Here is a 21,534-nt window from a genome sequence, read left to right as displayed (position 1 = left end):
ACTAGGCTACTGTAAGAGAATTGCGATCGCTTCCACCAACGCTTCTGGCTCCACAGGTTTCGTGATGTGTGCCTGGAAACCTGCCTGACGTGCCTTTTGCTGGTCAAAGTTTCTAGCATAGGCAGTCAGGGCGATTGCTGGAACTTGTCCACCCTGGCTAGGAGGGCGAGAGCGAATCTGCTGCATCAGCATATAACCATCTATGTCTGCCATACCAATATCACTGACAATAGCATCGGGAATGAACTGATCCAGCGATTGTAGTGCCTCCAAGCCAGAAGCAACCGCTGTCACCTTTGCCCCGCTTTGTTCCAATAGAAACGCTTGAAACTCACGGGTATCTGGCTCATCGTCTACCAGTAGGATTTGGATGCCATCCAAAGGAATTTCTACGTCTGCTTGCGTGTAGGCTGGTTCAGCGGCAATTGCCGTTCTCTGCTGAATGACAGGCAATTGCACGATGAAGGTTGCGCCCTGATTCTCACCCCGGCTCTCTGCCCAAACGGTGCCGCCATGCAGTTCGACAATTTGGCGCACGATCGCCAGTCCCAATCCCAACCCACCAAACCTGCGGGTGGTCGAGCTATCTTCCTGCCGAAAATACTCAAAGACATGCGGCAAGAACTGGGGGTTGATGCCTTTGCCCGTATCGATGACGCGAATCTGAGCCAGGTGATCCAATTGCCATAGTTCAACCGTTACCTGTCCGCCGATGGGTGTGAACTTGACGGCATTGGTGAGCAGGTTCCATACGACCTGCTGCAAGCGAGCGGCATCCCCAGAGGTGGAGGTAATTGGGGTATCAAGGTTAAGTGTGATTTGAATGTTCTTGGCTTCTGCTGCCAACCGCACCGTTTCAACCGCAGCAGAAATCACAAAGCTCAAACTTGTGGGAGCCGCTGTTAAGGACAGCTTGCCCTGCATAATGCGGGAGATGTCGAGCAAGTCTTCGATGAGCTGCGATTGCAGTTTGGCATTGCGCTCGATCGTTTTCAGGGCTTCGGTTTGGCGATTTGCGTCCAGTTTGCCGTTCTGTAGTAAGCGCGTCCATCCCAGGATGGGGTTGAGGGGCGATCGCAGTTCATGCGACAGCACGGCTAAAAACCCGTCCTTAGTCTGGTTCGCTCGTTGTAGTTGCTCTGCCTGTTGCTGAATTGAGGTCAGCAGGTTGGATCGCTGTAGGGCGATCGCCATCTGATCGCAAACCGATTGCAGTAGGTTCGCTTCTTCAGCAGTAAAGTGAGTGCGGGTGCGGCTGGCAAAAGAGATCGTTCCGAGTAGCCGCCCTTGCACAATTAAGGGCTGCCCTGCGTATGCAGTCACGCCGATTGAGCAGATTAATTGGGCGTTGGGGTGGGCGGAAAGTTGCGGCTGGTCAAGGACAATTTGTCGTTGCTCTTGTGCGACTAGCCCACAAAGATACTGACCGAATTCAATCCATTCGATCGACTGTGTTTCTGCTTCAGAAAGTCCTTCACAGTTTCTTAGATGCAGCATGGAGCGTTCAGAATCGTTCTTTTCTTCCACCATGTAGTTGTAGTAATAGTCGAGTTCTAACTGGGCGGAGAGTTTGCGGAATAAGTTGCCCATCAGCGTTAGGGGCTGATCAGTGACAAGCAAATCGCTCGTGGTGTCATAAAGCAACTGGAAGCGTTGTTCGGCTTGCCGTTGCGCCGTCTTGTCCTGCATGATTTTGATAAATCCCTGCGGCGTGCCTGCCTCGGATTGCAATGGCATAACTAAACCGCTGCCCCAAAAGCGACTGCCGTCCTTCCGCACATGCCAGCACTCATTAATTCCCCGTCCCTGTGTTTGAGCAATTTGCATTTCTTGCTCAGCCCGACTCCACTCGTTGTCTTCGGGCGTATACAGGATGTAACCATCATGATCAATAATTTCTGCTTCCTGATAGCCCAACAAGCGTTCAGCTCCTGAATTCCAGCTTGTGATCACACCATCGAGATCCGTGGTAAAAATTGCGTATTCTTTGGCACTTTCAACCATCAGGCGGAAGCGGGCTTCACTGTGGCGCAGGGCAGCTTCAGCTTGTTTGCGATCGGTCAAGTCGAGAATAAAGGCTACCGATTCTTCTCTGGCTTCTCCCACCAAGCTGTAGCCAACCAGCACGGGCACTCGACTACCATCTTTGCGAATGTATTCCTTCTCGTAAGGAGTGCAGGCTCCTCGCTCCCGTGCCTCAGCGATCGCTTGTTCATCTAGCGGCAAATATTCGGGTGGGGTGATGTCAATCCAGCGCAATTTGCCTACCTGCAAGTTTTCCCGCGTGTAGCCCACCATGCTGAGTAGCTCATCGTTGGCTTCATGAATATTGCCGTAGATATCACCATAGAGTATCCCAACCACATTCGCCTCGACAAATCCCCGCAGGCGAGCTTCGTTTTCGGCACGGGCGGCTTCGGCACGGGCGAGTTCGACGGCTGCCCAGGTGCGTTCAGCCACTTCTTCGGTCAGGGCAATTTCTTCCGGTTTCCAGTCCCGTGGGGCAATTGTGTGAACCGCCAATCCCGCCACAAATTTCCCTGCTTTGACCAGGGGAATTCCAATGTATGCTCCAATCTGAATGGCGGTGTAAGCGGATTGCTGCTCTGAGGAAAGGCTGGGATCGACAGCAACATTGGGTGAGGACACAGCCCGCCCTGTACGATATGCCGCTAGCAGTCTGTCACCAAAGGAATCAATGGGGTAGTGACCCGAAAGCGCATCGGCTCCATTGACATAATCTCGCTCAACCACATAATCAGCGCCACGCACCTCGAAGTATGCGACGCGGTTTGCCCCAAGATATTCACCCAGCACACGGCTAGCGGTCGCCTGAATCTCTACAGGATCGGCAAGGGGGCGCAGGGCATCGGAGAGAGAGATACGGAAAGCATCAGATTCGGCGGCTCGTTGCAAGGTTTCTGCTGTCGCTTTGCGATCGCTGATATCCAGTGTCACTGCAACGGCGGATTCAGGTTTGCCAGAGGCATCTCGAACAATCGACACACTGTTGTTGATCCAAACCTCGGAGCCGTCTTGACGGAGATACCGCTTTTCAATCACAAATTCCTGCCCTTCTGTCACCAATCGTTGAAAAAGCGCCAGGTTATGAGGCAGATCCTCGGGATGGGTGATCTCCTGCATCCGCTTTTGCAGCAACTCGTCCCTAGAGTAGCCGACAATGTCGCAATATCGCTGGTTGACCAGTCTGTACTGACCTGTTAGATCGGTTTGAGCAATGCCTACGGTGACTTGGTTGACAATGGCTCGGAACCGCTCTTCACTTTGGCGCAGGGCCGCTTCGGCACGGATATGCTCGATAAAGTCTGCCGCCTGCCGCACGTACAAATCGAGGCGGCGCAGGTCTTGTTCATTCGGTTGGTGGGGCGATCGCCAATGGGTCGAGAGTATCCCCAGGGGCGCACCATCTCGACCGACGAGCGGTGTAGATTGGACGGCGCGGTAGCCCGCCGCACGAGCCACTGGACGGAATGGGGCAAAGAGCGCATCTGTCTCGACATCTTCGATGATGGTGCGTTCGCCAAACCGTAGCGTTCTGCCGCAGGCTGAGTCATCCGCTGCTGATACTTCGCGGAAGTAGTCGAGGAAGTCCTGTTGGAATCCGTAGTGGGCGGCGATGTAGAGTACACCCCGATCGCTGTCTAGAATCTGGATGTTGCCCATATCTGCGCCCAGCAGTTCGAGGGTGGCTGCCAACATCTCATTGAGTCCCTCATTCAGGCTCAATCTTTGCCACAGCCGCGAACTGGCTTCGTTCAGCCTGATCAGCGAACTGGCCTCGGCTGCTAACTGGGCTTCACTGTCGCGCAGGGCTGCCTCCTTTTGTTGGAGTTCGCGTAGGGCAGCTTGCTGCTCATAGAATGCCGCTTCCTGAAGTTTTAAACTCCGTTTGCTCTGCTGCTGTGCGGTGTGTAATTGCTCAAACAAAACGCTAATCAAACAGCCCTGAAGGACAAATATCAAAATTCTTGTGCCACTGGCAAAGGTTAAATAAAAGTTGAAAATTGGCTCAACAAAAAAATAGGTTGCCAGGAATGCCGATAACAAGGTGGCGAGGATGCCTGCGTTTCTTCCCCCATACCAGCCAGCCACCATCACTGCGCCATAAAACAGGAGAAATGTCGTATTGTTTCTAACCTGAATGTAGGGATCAAGCACCAGCATCAACACCAGCGCGATCAGCACGAATGCGATCGCCACACCATAATTCCAAAGTTGCCGCTTTGAACTAGACCTCCGGTGCATTTCTGCGTTCGATTGCTGATTGTCAACTGCCTTAGGTTGTACCATGACTGCCTCCCGCATTCTGAATCAGCGTGACAATCGCCTGAATTAATATCTCTGGTTCGATCGGCTTAGCGATATGCCGTTGAAAGCCTGCTGCCATTGCCTGCTGATAGTCAATTTCTCCGGCATAGGCAGTCAGGGCGATCGCGGGAATCGTTCCCCCTTGCTCAGATGGTAATGCTCTGATTTGCCGCATCAGCATATATCCATCTATATCGGGCATCCCAATATCGCTCAACAACACATCGGGTTTGAACTGCGTCAGTGTTGTGAGCGCCTCGCCTGCGGTTGCTGTAGCAATCACATTTGCCCCATGTAACTCCAGCAGGAAGGCGAGAAACTCGCGAGTATTGTCATCGTCATCCACGACTAGAATGCGAATACCTTGTAAATTTAGAGAGAATTCAGAGGGTTTCGGAGCTGGCTTCGTGATCGGTTGATGGGGCATCAGTGGTAATTTGACGGTAAAAGTGGCTCCCTGCCCTTCACCAAGGCTGTCTGCTTGCACGGTGCCGCCATGCAGTTCTACCAGGTAGCGGACGATCGCCAGTCCTAAACCCAGCCCACCAAACCGTCGATTTGTCGCGGAACTCTCTTGGCGGAATTGCTCAAACACATAGGGTAGAAAATCAGCAGGGATGCCCTTTCCAGTATCAGTGATGGTGATGCGGGCGTGGGAGGAGTGGGGGGAAGAGGAAGAATCTGCTCCCCTATCTCCTCCATCTTGCTCTAACCGAATGTCAACTCGCCCTCCTTCTGATGTGAACTTGACAGCGTTGGTTAAAAGATTCCAAATGACTTGCTGTAATCGCCCTGCATCTCCGGCAACCTGTCCAACATTCGGTTCAAAGTAAGTGTTTATTTGAATCGATTTGGCTTCTGCTGCGAGTCGCACGGTTTCCATTGCCGCTTGAATGGTGGCAACTAGATCAATGGGTTTAGCATCCAAACTCAATTTGCCGCGCAGAATGCGAGAGACATCCAGTAAGTCGTTAATCAGTTGGGCTTGCATCTGGGCGTTGCGCTCAATCACTTCCAGAGCGCGATCGGTTTTTTGTTCATCTAGCTGGCGACTTCGCAATAACTTCGACCAACCGAGAATTGGATTAAGGGGCGATCGCAACTCATGGGACACGACTGCCAAAAACTCATCTTTGATGCGATTAGCGGCTTCGGCTGCCTCCCGTGCGGCTTGCTCTCTCGCCAAAAGTTGTTCGCGTTCGGCTTCGGCTTGTTTGCGATCAGTAATGTTTGTACACAGGATAGTGATCCCCTCATGGGCTGGATAAACTCGATTCTCAAACCAGGTGTCCCAGGTGGCGTAGTGATACTCAAACTGAATCGGAGTCTGTTCGCGCTTTGCCTGATGCAGGCGATCGTAAAACTCCGTTCCCACTAAATCAGGGAAGAGATCCCAAAAGCATTGGTTTAAGATCTCGTCGCGGGATTTTTGCATCGTTAGCGCAGCTTGCCGATTGAGATAAACGACACGCCAATCATGATCAAACAAAACAAAATCTTCGCGGATGCTTTCTAAAAGTGCGTATAGTCTACGTTCTGCAATTTCTGCTTGCTGACGCAGAGTTTGTTCTTGTTGCAGCAACCGCTCTCGTTCGTGTTCAGCTTGTTTGCGATCGCTAATGTCAAGAAAATAAGCAACGCCGCGATCGCTGTAACCGGGGATTAAAGCACCGCCAATCAAGATAGGAATCTGAGTACCATCTTTGCGGATGTAGGCTTTTTCAAATGGAGAACAAACCCCTTGTGTCAGCAATTGGTCTTGCATCGCCGCATCAATTTCATGAAACTCTGGAGGTGTGATGTCGATCCAATGCACTTGTCCAGATTGCAATTCTTCCTGGCTATAGCCCAGCATCTGGACTGCCATCTCGTTGCCATCGGTGATGCAGCCCGATGTATCCCAGAACAGAATGCCGACCATATTGGACTCCACCACACCCCGAAAGCGAGCTTCACTTTCGCGGAGGGCAAGGCTGGCACGATCGCGCTCAAATACGAGGCTAGCAACCTGGACACCAAAATGAGCCAGTTGATATTCCCAATCGTTTGGCATCCGTGCTTCGTCAAAGCAAAGCATCAGCGACCCGACTGACAACCCTTCTAAACCCAGTATTGGTGCAGAATGACAAGCCAACACCCCATGCGCCACGCACAAGTCGCGCCATTCCTGCGACCAGCGATCGTCGTGGGCAATGTCAGCACAGGTGACAGGTTCGCCACAATAAACCGCCTCGCCGCACGTTCCAATACACAAGTCATTAATGGGAGCATCTTGGAGTCCCTGACCAAACGAGGGCGGAAAATCCGGAGTGATAGAGCGGGGAAAGGTGAGCCGCTGAGCATCAGCCAATAAAATGCAGGCTCGTGTATGCAGACTCAGCATTGATACCGAAGTGCAGATAGCCGCAAGGCATTCGTCCAGAGGGTGACCTGTAGCAATTAACTCCAATAATCGCTTCTGCTCAATCAACAGCAGTTCGTTCTGTTTGCGTTCAGTGATGTCACTAAAGAAAATGGCAACTCCATCCCCTAGCTTGACCGCCATATTGCGAAACCATCCAATAATGCCATCAGCGTTGTAAGGCACTTCGATGTCGTGGGGTTTTCCCGTTCCCACCACTCGTACATAGCGTTCAAACAATTCGCTATTCAATTCATTGCCTGGGAGCACTTCGAGCAGTTGTTGACCGACCAATTCTTCCATCGGATGTTTGAGAATTTCCACCGCTTTGGGATTCACATACGTCCAGACAAAATCGGCGATCGCCCCGGTTTCATCGCGCACGCTATCGAGAATGGTGAAAGCATCAAGGGAAAGTTCTTGACTCACCCGAAGCCGTTCTTCACTATGTCGCAGAGCTTCTTCCGCTTGTTTGCGATCGCTAATGTCATAGTTAATGCCGTCGAAGCGGATTGGTGTACCGTCCGGTGCATAGATTGCTTTTCCAGCCGATCGAATCCAACGATTTTCCCCGGTGTCTGGGTTTATAACCCGATGGTCAATCTGGTACAACGTCCGATGGCGCAGCGACGCTTCAACTGCCAAACGGGTTGGCCCTCGATCATCTGGATGCAAGCGGCTCCAGAATAACTCGACGGTGGGTTCAACATCGGGTGGAACAAAGAACAACTCCCTGGTGCGATTATCCCAATTCAGCTCACCCAATGGTAGCGAGTTTAGCCATAGCCCAACGCCAGTATTATCCAGCACAAAAGCAAGGCGATCGCGGTGCAGCCGCAGATTTTCCTCTGCCTGTTTGCGATCGGTAATTTCCGCCAGAAAAATGGTCAGTCCATCCGGCGACGGATATACTCGATACTCAAACCAGCGATTCCAGGCGGGAAATAGCCATTCAAACTGCACCGGGGTTTGCTCACTGAGTGCCCGCTCAAACTGCCTATGAGCGTCACCACCTGCCGCTTCGGGAAACAGTTCCCAAGCGTTTTGACCTAACAGGGCTTCCCGCTTCATATCAACAATTTCACAGTAGCGATCGTTGACATAGGTAAAATGCCAGTCCCGATCCAGCACTACAAATGCATCGCTAATGCTCGATAGAATCGTTTCTACTTCTTGCTGAGCAGCTTCTGCTGCCGATCTCAGGGCTTGTTCTTGTTGGGTTGCTTCTCGTCGCAGTTGTGCCAGCTTTAAGTTGGCTTCGACTCGCGCCAGCAATTCACGAGCAGAAAAGGGCTTGGTGAGATAGTCATCGGCTCCGGCTTCTAGTCCCTCAATTCGGGCTTCTTCCCCGGCTCGTGCTGACAATAAGATGATTGGAATGTCTTTGGTGATGGGATCAGCGCGGAGCGATCGCAACAGCTCAAACCCGTCCATTCCCGGCATCATCACATCGGTTAACACCAGATCCGGCATCTGTTGCCGAATTGCCGTCAGTACTGCAATGCCATCTGCAACCGTTTCCACCTCATACTGCTGGCTCAACAGACGCTTCAGATAGTCACGCATATCAGCGTTATCGTCAGCTAGCAGAATTCGCGCACTTGGGACAGAGGACGACTGGGATTGAACAGGGATGGAAGTCGAGAGTTCCGATGCTAAAGCATCGGAACTCTCGACCGATTTCGACGACCAGCGTAACATTTCTTCAACGTAGGGCATTGCTCCCGTTGCTGTGGAAGCCAAACTGCGAGTTGCACCGATGCACTCACGGGGCAGATGAGCAAAACCCATTGGAATCACTACCGTAAAGCACGTTCCTTGATCAACTACACTGTTGACTTGAATGGTGCCGCTGTGAAGTTTGACAAGTTCCTGCACTAATGCCAATCCAATGCCTGATCCCTCATAGCTGCGTCCTATGGCTCTCTTAACCCGATGGAACCGCTCGAAAATATGGGGTAGCTCCTCAGCCGGAATGCCCGTGCCTGTGTCTCGCACCTTTAGTTCAATCTGCTGATCAACAGCACGTAGGGAAATGGCAATCTCCCCTTCAAAGGTGAATTTGAAGGCATTTGAGAGGAGATTCAAAACAATCTTCTCCCACATTTCCCGATCGACGTAAACGGGTTCAGGCAGTGGAGGACAGTCCACCTGCAAGCGCATCCCTGCCCGCTCGATCGCAGAGCGAAAGACCCCAGCTAAATCAACCGTCAATGTTGCAAGGTCAGTTGGCTCATAAACCGCTTGAACCCGACCTGCTTCAATGCGGGAGAAGTCTAACAGCGTATTGACCAGCTTCAGTAGTCGTTGGGAGTTGCGATAGGCGATTTCGAGTTGTTCACGATCGCCAGCAAGCAGGCTTGAGTTGGTTAACACCTCTTGCAGAGGATTGAGCATCAGCGTTAGCGGAGTACGAAACTCATGGCTGATATTGCTAAAAAAGGTGGTTTTGGCACGATCCAGTTCTGCCAAGCTCTCGGCTCGTTTTCGCTCTGCTTCGTAAGCATCAGCATCAGAGATCGCCGTCGCTACCTGATTCGCCGCTAAATCAAAAAATCCCCGATAATCGTCATCAAACTCACGTCGAGGACTAATGCCCATAATCAGGAATCCGGTTCGCTGATGCTCCTGCCCGGCTTTCGCGATCGGCATCACCAGGGCATCACTGGGCGAATCTGTCCAGGCTCCTCCCGGCAGCCGCCCAAACCGTTCAGTTAGATTCGTCAGAAAGACAGGGGTGCCAGTTTGATGCACCTCAGTCAGGTGCCAATTATCAATTGCTTCGGTTAATTTTACCTGCTGAGGGCTGGCAGGGGTTCCTGGTGCAATGTTGGTTGTTGTTGCGACTAAATTGGCTTGCTGAGTTTTAGCATCGACTAAATAAAGCAAAGCAAAGGGAATATCGTGAGGATTGGCAGAGAGAGTAGTCGTAGCAAGGTGACAAGCGTCCTCTACCGTTTTGGCTTCTGCGGTATTAGCACTCAATTCTCGCAAGGTTTGCAGTCGCCGTTCGCCAATGATTTGCTTAGTGGTTTCAATCACTGCACAAAAGATGCCGCCCACTTCATTTCGTTCATCCCGGATCGGACTGTAAGAAAAAGTAAAGTAGGCTTCCTCTGTGTAATTATTGCGCTCCATCAGCAGCAGCAAATTCTCAGACCAGGTGGGTTGACCTGTCATCAGCACACTCTCTGCCAGCGGTCCCACCACATTCCATACATCTGCCCAGCAGTCTCTCGCAGATTGTCCTAAAAACTGGGGGTGCTTGCTGCCGAGAATCGGGCGGTAGGCATCATTGTAGAGGTTGGCATACTCGCGCCCCCACCAAACGAACATGGGATAGCGGGAGTTCAACAGGATGCTGACGGATGTTTTCAAGCTCTGTGACCACTCTGACACTGAACCTAATAGCGTTTGCGACCAGTCGGCGTTGCCTTCACACGCAAAGCGTGCTCGCATCAGCCTCGCCATCTCGCTGTCACCAACAAAAATCGCTTCAGGACTATTTGGATTCATCATGGGTCACAAGGGCAGTCCCCCGAATCAACATACTAACCATCAGTCGATCCATAGCTACTGTTCCTTTCAGTCATAGCCATTTGGAAAGCCAAAATCGGGCGAACTGCTACAAAGCATCTCCCAACCGATTTTCTAACATTGGATAGAGGTGCAAATCTATCTATAGAGCGAACTTCCAGCACTAACTTCGAGGTGAAAGCCCAAGGTGTGACCCATTTCGTTTAATTTTTTCTCTTCACCATTTCATTCAGCCGTGCTATGGTCCGCGCTTTAAAGTCTGCCCCAGGTGAGTTGCACGCGCATTTCATCCACCCTATTCTTCCTCTTTGGGGGTAGAGGAACCAGTAATGTCTAGAATCAATAGAGTTATAAATTCAACCACACACGTATAAAGCGAGACAACCTCAATCTGATGAATAAGGATTGGGCTAGTTGTTTGGAAGGAACGTAGAAATCATGGCAGACGAGATGGGGCAAAACAGCTTGGACGATATTTTCATCACCGATCAATTGTCCCGTCGATCGCCCAAAACTCCTGACCTGAAGGCGGAGAACGATGCCCTCCGGACACTCGCACGCCAACGGGTTGAGCAACCCCAAGCTATGCTCAAAACCCTGGTCAACCTTGCCAAAGATCTTTGTCAGGCAGGCACAGCTGGGGTAAGCCTGCTCGAAACCACACCCAGCGGCGAGACCATTTTTCGTTGGGTAGCGATCACAGGTGAGTTAGAACAGCATGAGCAGGGGACCGTACCACGCGACTTTAGTCCCTGTGGAGTTTGCCTGGAGCGTCAATCTCCTCAGCTCTACGCCCATCCAGAGCGGCATTTTACTGACTTACAAGTATTTGATCCGCCGATCGTCGAAGGGTTGGTGATCCCGTTAATGGCAGCAAATCAATCTTTGGGTGCGATTTGGATTCTCTCTCATGACCAACAACGCCAATTCAATACCGAAGACGTGCGGGTAATGACCAGCCTCGCTGATTTCACTGCTGCTGCTTTGCACAATCACCAGATCCGGCAAACGGCTAAGTCTGCTGAGGCAGAACTGCGTCAGCGAGAAGCAGAACTCAGTTTAGTCACGAATGCAGTTCCGGTTCTGATTTCCTTTATTGATTTTGAAAAGTGTTATCGCTTTAATAACCAAACTTATGAAGAATGGTTTGGGCATTCTGCCGTAGACGTGTATGGGAAACCGATGTGGGAGGTGTTAGGTGAAGCGGCGTATCAAACCATTCGCTCGTATGTAGAACTGGTTTTGGTAGGTCAGCAGGTCACGTTTGATACTGAAGTTCCCTATCAAGAGGGCGGCACTCGCTATGTTCATGCAACTTACATCCCTCGCTTTGACAGTCAAGGAAATGTAGAAGGGTTTGTGGCATTGGTGAGTGACATCAGCGAACGCAAACAAACCGAAGCAGCCTTGCGTCAGAGCGATCGCCGCTTTAAGAGTGTTTTTAACCAGCAGTTCCAATACATGGCAATCTTGACTCCAGATGGCAGAATCATCGATGTCAATGAATCTCCCTTGAAATCCACTGGTGTCAAACGAGAAGAGGTCGTTGGTCAGCTATTTTGGGAAACCCCCTGGTGGACACCGTTGCCTGATATGCAAGCAATGTGGATGACTCACGTTGCTCAGGTGGCGCAAGGCGGTGAACCTGTGACAGGTGAAACCTACTATGCCACTGGGGATAGCACATTGCTCTTCTCGCAATACGTCCTAACGGCAGTGAAAGATGAAACCGATCGAGTTGTGAATCTGATCATTCAAGCCAGCGATTTAACCGATCGCAAACAGGCAGAAGAGACCTTACGGACAAGTGAGGAGCGATTGCGAATTGCTCAGCAAGCAGCTAAAGCAGGCGTGTGGGATTGGGACATCGTGACTAACCGAGTCACCTGGTCAGAGGAATACTACCAGCTCTATGGTCTTCACCCAGCCACAACCCAGCCCTCTTACGAAAACTGGTTGGCATCGATCGCAGCACCAGATCGTAATCGCACTGATCAGGCGGCTCGTGAGGCACTAGAGAATCAGACAAATCTCAATGTCGAGTTCCGGATTCTCCATCCCGCCCAGGGTGAGCGTTGGATCACAGCGATCGGTCAGACATTCTACGATGCTCATCAGCAGCCCATCCGCATGACCGGAATTGCGCTGGATATTACTGCTCGGAAACAGGCAGAAGCCGCACTCAACCAGAGTGAATCTAGATTTCAAACATTGGTGAAGAACATGCCGGGAATGGTGTATCGCTATGCTCCTGAAGCAGAGGGTTTTTCTCTGAAAGAAACGCTACGCGATCGCTTTACCTATGTCAGCTCCGGCTGCCGCGACCTGTTTGAGTTGGAGCCAGAAGCCGTTCTGGAAAATGCCAACGCTCTCTGGTCTCTCATCCATCCCGATGATCTGCCGTCCCTCCAAGCCTCTGTAGCGACAGCCATTGCCAACTCAGCAGACTGGTACTGGGAAGGACGAGCCATCACCACATCTGGTCAACTGAAGTGGATTCAGGGCAAGTCTCGTCTGGAGGAAACCGAGTATGGCAAGGTGTGGGATGGCTTGTTCATTGATATCAGCGAAACAAAGCGCGGTGAAGCAGATCGCAAACGAGCCGAAGAAGCCTTAGCTCAAAGTGAAGCACAATTACGGTTGATTATTGAGAGTGCCAAAGATTACGCCATCCTCACCCTCGATATGAACGGTTTCGTCACCCATTGGAATTCGGGGGCACAGCGGCTGCTCGGCTATCAAGACCATGAGATTTTGGGGCAGGATGGACGGATTATCTTTACCCCGGAAGACCTTGAACGCGGGGAGGCTGAAAAAGAGCGGCGCAAGGCCCTGCATGAAGGACAAGCAGAGAACGAGCGCTGGCATGTCCGAAAAGATGGCACTCGTTTTTGGGGCAGTGGATTGGTCATGCCCCTCCGAAATGAGGAGAACCAAATTCAGGGTTTCCTCAAAATTATGCAAGACCGAACCGCTCAACGGCAGGCAGACGAACAATTGCATTTGCTCTATGAGATGACAAGCGATTTACTCGCTACAGAAAAACCTCTGGCACTGATGAACACTCTGTTTAGCAAGCTCTCAGCCCAGCTAGACCTGCACTATTACTACAACTTCTTGATTGAGGAAAAAGACAACCAGCAAAAATTACACCTGACCAACTACGGTGAAATTTCGGAAGCCGTAGTCACCCAAATTGAGTGGGTCAACTTTGGTCAACACATCTGTGGCTTGGTTGCTCAGGGGCAGCAACAGATTGTCCTTGACCAAACCCAAATCGCAACTCATCCCAATGCAACATTCATTCGTTCAGCGGGCATCACGGCCTATGCTTGTCAACCTTTAATTGCCCAAGGACGGTTACTGGGCACGCTCTCGTTTGCTAGCTTAACCCGGACTGGCTTTACTCCAGAAGAGGTGAACTTGCTGCAAGTTACCTGCGCCCAAATTGCGATCGCCATTGAACGGGCAAATTTGACAACATCCCTTCAGCAGCAAACCGAGCAATTACAACAAGCAAACCGCATCAAAGACGAATTTCTCGCCGTGTTGTCTCACGAATTGCGATCGCCCCTCAACCCCATTCTTGGTTGGGCGAAGCTACTACAAACTGGCAACCTGGATGAAGCCAGAACAAAACAAGCCCTCACCACGATCGAACGCAATGCCAAACTGCAATCTGAATTGATCGAGGATTTGCTCGATGTTTCCCGAATTCTTCAAGGTAAACTCAGCCTCAACATGGTTGCCGTTGATCCGGTGTCCACGATTGAAGCAGCAATGGAAACGGTTCGCTTAGCAGCAGAAGCTAAGTCTATCCAAATTCAGACGAAACTTGATAGTTCAGTTGGAAAAATCCTGGGAGACCCCGCTCGCATCCAGCAAGTGATTTGGAACCTTTTAACCAATGCCGTCAAGTTCACCTCTGAGGGAGAACGAGTGGAGGTGTCATTAGTCATTGGTCATCAATCACTGGCGCAGACAGGACAAAGGACGGAGGATAAAGGACGAATGACTCACTATGCTCAAATCACCGTCAGTGATACAGGCAAGGGGATTTCTCCTGACTTTCTTCCCTATGTGTTTGACTATTTCCGTCAAGCCGATAGTGCAACCACTCGCAAATTTGGTGGACTGGGACTGGGATTAGCGATCGTGCGTCACATTACTGAGTTACATGGCGGTACGGTCTGGGCGGAAAGTTCGGGTGAGGGCATGGGAGCTACATTTACAGTGCAACTGCCTCTAATGTCAATTCCAGTCAAAGTTAATGAAAAAGATGAACCTTCAACCCTTGCAAACCTGTCTGGATTACGAGTTTTAGCCGTCGATGATGATGAGGACATCCGCGAATTACTTGAATTTATTTTGCAGCAAGCCGGGGCAGAGGTGCGTGTTGTGGCTTCTGCATCTGAAGCACTACAACAGTTAGAAGTATTCTCACCCAAAATAATAATTTCGGATGTGGGAATGCCCGATATCGATGGATACATACTAATGCGACAAATCAGAACCCTTTCAACAGAGCGAGGAAAGATACCAGCAATCGCCCTAACTGCTTACGCCGGAGAAATCGACCAACAACAGGCGATCGCGGCAGGATTTCAGATGCACCTTGCAAAGCCAGTTGAGCCAGAGCAATTGATTAGTGTGATTAGTAATCTTCTGAAGGAAAATAGTATCAGTGAACTTTAGCAGAATCCCCTGGTAGCTTCTGAATTCACCAATCTATAACCGGAAAACCACATGAGTAGCAATCAGTTATTCGACTACATTGAGCAGGTTAGCGGAATCAACGATACTGAACACAACAATCTTTGGATAGAAAAGCTCATTCTTAAGTGAGAGTGAACTGAGCAACTCCAATAATGAGAATAGAATTGTTTCTTTCTGTGTCCAATTTGTGATTGCTTGATGAATAGCCCGTCTCCTGAAACCGTTACTGATGTCGATCGCATTCTAGTGGTTGATGATTTACCTGATAACTACGTTCTACTGCAAACTGTCTTAGAGGCTGAGGGCTATCAAGTTGAAGTTGCTGATGATGGTCATGCAGCATTGGAAAAAATTGCATCTCATCCATCCACCAGATTTAGTATTGCTCGATGTCATGATGCCGGGAATGAATGGGTTTGAAGTGACTCGTCGTATTCGGCAGAACCCATCGCTCCCGTTTATTCCTATCCTTCTAGTAACGGGCTACAGTGAACCTATGCCTGCGGATGGATTTGATGCCGGAGCTGACGGTTTCATTCGCAAACCTATTGACCTTGACGATTTACTAAACCGAGTTCAGACAATCCTACAGCCCAAGCAACTTATTGATCCATGATGCTACATGGATCAATTCATACAAAAAAGGCAGTCCTCCTCAAGACTGCCCTACGACCACAACAGCAACGCGAATGCGCCACCATCGTCTTCATCGTTTAATACTTTTGACATCACTTTGCTGGAATTGAAGTGAAATACTTTAGAATTCCTGTTCTATCCTGTTTAAGATGATTTCACCAGTAGCATTGAACTAAGCACTAATTGCCAACTCAGAGGAAGGGGTCATAGTTTGGGGAACCAAATCAGCTTCGTTCAACAAAACAGTCGTTTCGTAGCCAATCCTACCCATTTCCGGCTCTGTCCCCATTGCCATCTCAACTGTATAAGTCCAACTACCCGCTTCTAGTTGGTAGCTCTTAACAGTGCCAGCCCCACCCACAAACTTGACGTTTTCACCTTTGCGAAATGGGGGTACTTTTGTGATGGTTGCAGCCATAATGACCTCGTCCTTGTAGAGTGATGTCTTCATAGTTAATGTTGTACTGGTTAAGCCATCTTTTCTTTCTCTACCAAGGGTTCCACTTTAAATTGGGGATCGTATTTCCTGGGGAGCAATTTATGCAAGTATTCAGATGTGTTGCTCGCTCAGTTATCTTTGCTTTGTTACCGTAAGAGACTGGCAATGCTTGGCGCTGCCTCAATTAAGTTGTCTGGGATGACAGGTTTGGAGAGGTGTCGCTGAGTCCCTGCTGTCGTTGCTTCTTGTTGACCTCCTTCTTTGACAAAAGCAGTCAGGGCAAATCAGTCACTCGGCGCTTCGAGGAGACTGAAGTGTTCTAATTCGACGGATTAAAGAATAGCCTTGTCAACTTGAATGTTTGCTTCAGGGTAGAGCCAACAGACAGGCTATGGTGAATTAAGCATGTCTCAAGGTAGATGCGCTGCCTTTCCTGACGTGAAATACTCACTTGACGCATCACGTGTTAATGTCCGATTAAGGTGATTTATGTCCTTAACAATGTGTAAAGCTAAGCCCTCTGCCGCTGCTCTAAGTGTTCTTGTTCGTGAACTGAGAGCGCTGTGTGAGCTAACTCAAGAGCAATTTGCTGCCAAACTCGGCGTGACATTAGTAACCGTAAACCGTTGGGAGAACGATCGCGCCAAGCCGATGCCCTTAGCCTTGCGGCAACTGAATGCTTTAGCGATCGAAATAAGTCAGAGTGGCAGCGAAGCGAAGCGCGAACTAGCTCACCGTTTATTGACACAGTATTTTCCAAAAAACTTCTAATCCTCCCACTTTTAATTCTCGAATCATCAGTAGTGTCCGTATTATTTATGACTCACCCCCCCCCCGAAAATTCACTTGAATCCAACCCTTCTGAAAACATGGATCTAGAGCCTCTCGCCAAACCTGATGCTCCTTTTCCGGTAGTGGGGATTGCTGCTTCAGCCGGGGGGCTGGAGGCATTCACAGACCTGATTCGTCATTTGCCGCCGGATACAGGCATGGCATTCGTGCTGATTCAACATCTCTCTCCCGATCACGAAAGTTTACTACCCGAAATCTTAGCCAGACACACCCAAATGCCCGTGCGTCAAGTGCAAGACCAGATGGTGGTTGAGCCAAATCAGATCTATGTGATTCCGCCTAACGCTCAGATGACGCTGGTAGACGGCATTTTCCATCTCGCTCCCCGCCAGAAAATTCGGGGTCACTTTGTACCCGGAGATGTGTTTTTTAACTCGCTAGCCGTGGATCGGGGAAACAAGGCGATCGCCGTCGTTCTATCAGGCATGGATGGAGACGGGTCGCAGGGGTTAAAAGCGGTGAAGGTGGCGGGTGGTGTGACGTTTGCTCAATGTGAAGCAACCGCTAGATTTGACAGTATGCCGAATACCGCTGTTGCGACTGGGCGTGTCGATTTTGTGCTGCCACCGCAAGCCATTGCTACAGAGTTAACAAACATCAGTCGCAGTCCCTTTTTACAGCGATCAGAGCCGATTCAGGTGGTGCAGGAGTTGCCCCAACCCGGTAACGCCCTGGCGACCATTTTTGCGCTGTTGCGAACCACAACTGGTGTTGACTTTACGCTGTACAAACCCACAACGATCGATCGCCGGATGCAGCGTCGAATGCTGTTGTATAAGCTCGAAAGTCTGGAGGAGTATGCCGAGTATCTGCAAGAACATCCGGATGAAGTTCAAGCGCTCTATGAAGAAATTCTGATCCATGTCACCAGTTTTTTCCGTGACCCAGAAGCCTTTGAGCAGTTAAAAACCCAGGTTTTTCCCACCATTAGCCAAAACAAAACGGCTAGCACTCCGCTGCGGATTTGGGTCGCAGGGTGTTCCACAGGGGAAGAAGTGTACTCGATCGCCATTTGCTTATGGGAGTTCTTTAGCGATCGGGCTACCATGCCGCCAATCCAAATTTTTGCCACCGATATCAGCGAAGCCGCGCTCAATAAAGCAAGGGCAGGCTTCTACTTAGAAAGTCAGCTTGAAGGGGTTTCACCCGATCAAATCAACCGCTTCTTTGTCCCTGTACCCGGAGGAGGATATCAGATTTGCAGCAACCTGCGGGAACTATGCGTCTTTGCTCGACATAATTTAGGGGCTGATCCGCCATTCTCTAATCTGGATCTGATTAGCTGTCGCAACGTGCTGATTTATTTATCAGATTCGTTGCAAGAGCGCATCATGTCCTTGTTTCATTACAGTCTCAACTTAACTGGCTTTTTGATGTTGGGCACATCCGAAAGTATCAAGACTGCCTCAGACTTGTTTACCTCAGTTCATGAAGCCACCAAAATTTATGCTCGCAAGTTGACCTCGACTCGTCCACTGTTTTCCTTCACGACCAGTTCTTATCCGGTGGTACGGGGCGGGAGTCAACAGGGAATTGTTGAAACCATTGCCCATAATTTTGATTTAGCGCGAGAAGTAGATCAACTGATCTCAAACCGCTATGCGCCAGTGTCCGTGGTGGTGAACGACCAAATGCACATCCTCCACTTGCGCGGAGACACCGATCCCTACCTGAGACTATCGCCTGGAACTACTGACTTAAACTTGTTGATGATGGCACGAGAGGGCTTGGCGATGCCGCTACGCACGGCCATTTATCAAGCTCAAACCCAAAACACCTCGGTTCGACAAGAACAAATCCAGCTTGAATTGGGTGAGCGAGGGGCTTCGACCAACCAAAGCTCAGCGACTTGCCTCAATCTAGAAGTGATTCCCTTCCAACCCACGATCGCCAACGGTCTGTATTTTTTGGTCATTTTTGAAGCGGTTTCACCTGCCGCCACTCCCTTGACATCCACTCCAGTGGAACGCCAGGAACCCGAAGATCTAGAGCGTGAAATCATTCAGTTGCGTCAATCCCTGGCAGCCTCTACCCAACGCGAACTTTCGACCCAAGCGCATTTGCAAGCGGTGATTCAGGAACACAACTATCTCAACCAAAGCCTACGAGTGGCAAACGAAGAGATCTTGTCGAGCAACGAGGAGTTGCAAAGCACCAATGAAGAACTCCAAACGGCGAAAGAGGAGATTCAGGCAGCGAACGAAGAACTGAGCACCACCAACGAGGAACTCCGGAGTCGCAATTCGCAACAAAACCGAGACAATAGCGACCTGAACAACTTTGTTGACAGCATCAGTGTGCCAATCTTGATGCTGACGAATGATTTGAGAATTCGCCGCTTCACCCCCACTGCCCAGCGCCTGTTTAACTTTATTCCCGCCGATGTTGGACGACCGTTTAACGACTTCCGCACCGATTTTGATGCCTCTAACTTAGAAGCCATAGCGTTGGAGGTACTGGAGACACTCAATACCAAAGAGCAGGAAATTCAAACCCAAGCAGGCTACTGGTATAGCCTCAGAATTCGACCCTATCGCACAACCGAAAACCAAATTGACGGGGTAACGATGGTGTTTCTCGATATTGACGCGCTGAAACGCCATGCGGCAGTCTTAGAGGCGGCACTGAACTACGCAGAAGCGATCGTCGAGACGGTGCAAACCCCCTTAGTCGTGCTGGATGCCGATCTGCGCGTGAACACGGTGAATCGAGCCTTCTACAACGTGTTTCAGGTCTCTGAATCTGAAACCCGGCAAGCTTTTTGGTTTGAGCTAGGCAACGGCCAGTGGAACATCCCTCCCCTGCGATCGCTGTTGGAAGAGGTGCTGATTCACAATCGACAGGTTCAGAATTTTGAGGTGGAACAGCAGTTTGAGCAGATTGGGCAAAAAACGATGCTGCTGAATGTCTGCAAGCTGCAACGAGAGGACAACGTTGGCATGATTTTGTTGGCGATCGCCGATATCACCGAGCGGAAGCAATTTGAAGTGGAGCAGGCAGCCCGTCAGCTAGCTGAAGATGCTAACCGAGTTAAAGATGAATTTCTCTCAAACCTCTCCCATGAACTCCGCAATCCCCTCAACGCCATGCTGGGTTGGGCACAACAACTCCGTTCCCGCACCCTGAATGAAGCAACTGCTGCTCGCGCCTTAGAAGTCATTGAGCGGAGTGCCAGAGCGCAATCCCAACTCGTTGAAGATCTTTTAGATACCTCTCGGATTGTCAGTGGCAAGCTCAATCTTCGCACTCGCCCGCTGGATCTACGCTTGGTGGTGCAAGCTGCGATCGAGAATGTTCAATTAGCAGCCGAAGCCAAAAATATTCAAATCGTTGCTCAATTGAGTTCTCAAACCACCGTCGGTGATGGCGATCGCTTGCAGCAAGTCGTATGGAATTTGCTGTCCAATGCGGTGAAGTTCACCCCAACAGGTGGACAGGTTGAAGTGAAGTTGGAACAGGTAGGGAGTGAAGCCCAGATCACTGTTACCGACACTGGTCAGGGTATTTCAGCCGATCTGTTGCCCTATATTTTCGATCGCTTCCGGCAAGGCGATTCCAGTACCACCAAAGCGAAACCAGGACTAGGGTTGGGACTCTCAATCGTGCGCCATCTGGTGGAACTGCATGGCGGTACCGTTGAGGCAACCAGCCCCGGTGAAGGACAAGGAGCGACGTTCATCGTTCGGTTGCCGCTGCCAACCAGTGTTCGCGCAGCGTCGCCAAAGGCGTTAGGTGCTGGGGAGTGGAGGAGTGAAGCAGCCACCCCCCCACTCCCCAACACTTCACTTACCGGATTGCGGATTTTAGCAGTTGATGATGAAGACGATACCCGTGAGTTACTCGAGTTTGTGTTGGAACAGTATGGGGCTGACGTGCGGGTGGTGGCATCGGCTAGAGAAGCTGTATCCGTGCTGAATGAAGCTCCCGATCGTTATAATTTGCTGATTTCCGATATTGGAATGCCAGAAGAAGACGGCTACTGGTTGATTCAGCAAGTGCGACTCTTCGAGGCTTCGCGAAGCGAATCGCTCAATGCAGAAGCGGGAGGGCAAATTCCCACCATCGCCCTGACTGCCTATGCCAGCGAGACCGAACAAGAACGGGCGATCGCTGCCGGATTCCAACGCCATATTGCGAAACCCGTAGAGCCAGAGGAATTAGTCAGAGCAATCCTGTCAATCCACCCACTTTCAATAGAAGAAACTGAATAATCGATGCTATTTCGCTTTCTCTCCTTTTTAACCGCTTAACTCTTATTGCTGAGCCTACTCATGCCTGATACATTTCTTGAGCGTCTATCCGCCAGCCTTACCTAAATAAACACTCTTCAACCCCATCGCTCCCTTCTTCGTTACTCCCCAATAGCGGAGATAACGATAAGGACCATAAGCCTTACCCGTCTTAGAATCAGGAATCATTTTCAGCTCAATATGCCCTCGCCCTCCGTGTTTCCCCAATGGTGTTCCATCCTCACGAGTCTCCTGGTTCTCCTCCTCTGCCTCCTCCCGCCGTGACTCTAATAGCCCCTGAATCATTTCAGCCAGATCCCCTAATTCTTCATCACTCCAATCCTGGAGTTCCTGAATCAACCGCGCTGATTTGCTCCGCTTTGGCATCTCCCACC

The 21,534-nt window shown here is 50.4% G+C and carries 9 protein-coding genes; 5 read left to right on the top strand and 4 right to left on the bottom strand.

The window, feature by feature from the left end:
• Nucleotides 1–6: 6 nt before the first annotated feature.
• Together ACR6Z4_RS14730 and ACR6Z4_RS14725 are read right to left on the bottom strand one after the other, a co-directional pair.
• Entirely contained in the window at nucleotides 7–4,311 is a 4,305-nt protein-coding gene (locus ACR6Z4_RS14730) for a PAS domain S-box protein (protein ID WP_479718049.1), read from the bottom strand.
• On the bottom strand, nucleotides 4,298–10,249 hold the full coding sequence (locus tag ACR6Z4_RS14725; RefSeq protein ID WP_479718048.1) for an ATP-binding protein: 5,952 nt from the start codon (nucleotides 10,247–10,249) through the stop codon (nucleotides 4,298–4,300). Before ACR6Z4_RS14725 ends, ACR6Z4_RS14730 begins: the two co-directional genes overlap by 14 nt.
• 456 nt (nucleotides 10,250–10,705) lie before the next feature.
• Here ACR6Z4_RS14725 and ACR6Z4_RS14720 point away from each other — a divergent pair, with 456 nt between their 5' ends.
• From ACR6Z4_RS14720 to ACR6Z4_RS14710, 3 genes are all read left to right on the top strand, one after another.
• Nucleotides 10,706–14,962: a PAS domain S-box protein gene (locus tag ACR6Z4_RS14720; protein WP_479718047.1), complete on the top strand. Its 4,257-nt coding sequence runs from the start codon at nucleotides 10,706–10,708 to the stop codon at nucleotides 14,960–14,962.
• Between the two features lie 219 nt (nucleotides 14,963–15,181).
• Nucleotides 15,182–15,403 (top strand): response regulator, encoded by a 222-nt coding sequence (locus ACR6Z4_RS14715; protein WP_479718046.1) that lies wholly within the window; start codon nucleotides 15,182–15,184, stop codon nucleotides 15,401–15,403.
• Entirely contained in the window at nucleotides 15,378–15,599 is a 222-nt protein-coding gene (locus ACR6Z4_RS14710; RefSeq protein ID WP_479718045.1) for a response regulator, read from the top strand. The genes ACR6Z4_RS14715 and ACR6Z4_RS14710 overlap by 26 nt, the downstream gene beginning before the upstream one ends.
• Before the next feature lie 192 nt (nucleotides 15,600–15,791).
• On the opposite strand, the gene ACR6Z4_RS14705 is transcribed toward ACR6Z4_RS14710, so the two are convergent.
• Complete coding sequence (locus tag ACR6Z4_RS14705; RefSeq protein ID WP_479718044.1) at nucleotides 15,792–16,037, bottom strand: hypothetical protein; 246 nt, start codon at nucleotides 16,035–16,037, stop codon at nucleotides 15,792–15,794.
• 510 nt (nucleotides 16,038–16,547) lie between these two features.
• Here ACR6Z4_RS14705 and ACR6Z4_RS14700 point away from each other — a divergent pair.
• Both ACR6Z4_RS14700 and ACR6Z4_RS14695 read left to right on the top strand, forming a co-directional pair.
• Nucleotides 16,548–16,829, top strand: a complete 282-nt coding sequence (locus tag ACR6Z4_RS14700) for a helix-turn-helix domain-containing protein (protein ID WP_479718043.1) — start codon at nucleotides 16,548–16,550, stop codon at nucleotides 16,827–16,829.
• Between the two features lie 47 nt (nucleotides 16,830–16,876).
• A complete protein-coding gene (locus ACR6Z4_RS14695; protein ID WP_479718042.1) occupies nucleotides 16,877–21,121 on the top strand; it encodes a chemotaxis protein CheB in 4,245 nt (1,414 codons plus the stop codon).
• An 84-nt stretch (nucleotides 21,122–21,205) separates the two neighbouring features.
• Here the strand turns inward: ACR6Z4_RS14695 and ACR6Z4_RS14690 are convergent, their stop codons facing one another.
• Nucleotides 21,206–21,526: a hypothetical protein gene (locus ACR6Z4_RS14690; RefSeq protein WP_479718041.1), complete on the bottom strand. Its 321-nt coding sequence runs from the start codon at nucleotides 21,524–21,526 to the stop codon at nucleotides 21,206–21,208.
• Between the last annotated feature and the right edge of the window lie 8 nt (nucleotides 21,527–21,534).

The organism is Calyptranema fuscum S582, from assembly GCF_055793305.1.
The sequence above is the reverse complement of the archived record's forward strand: the minus strand, read 5'-3'. Positions and strand labels throughout refer to the sequence as shown.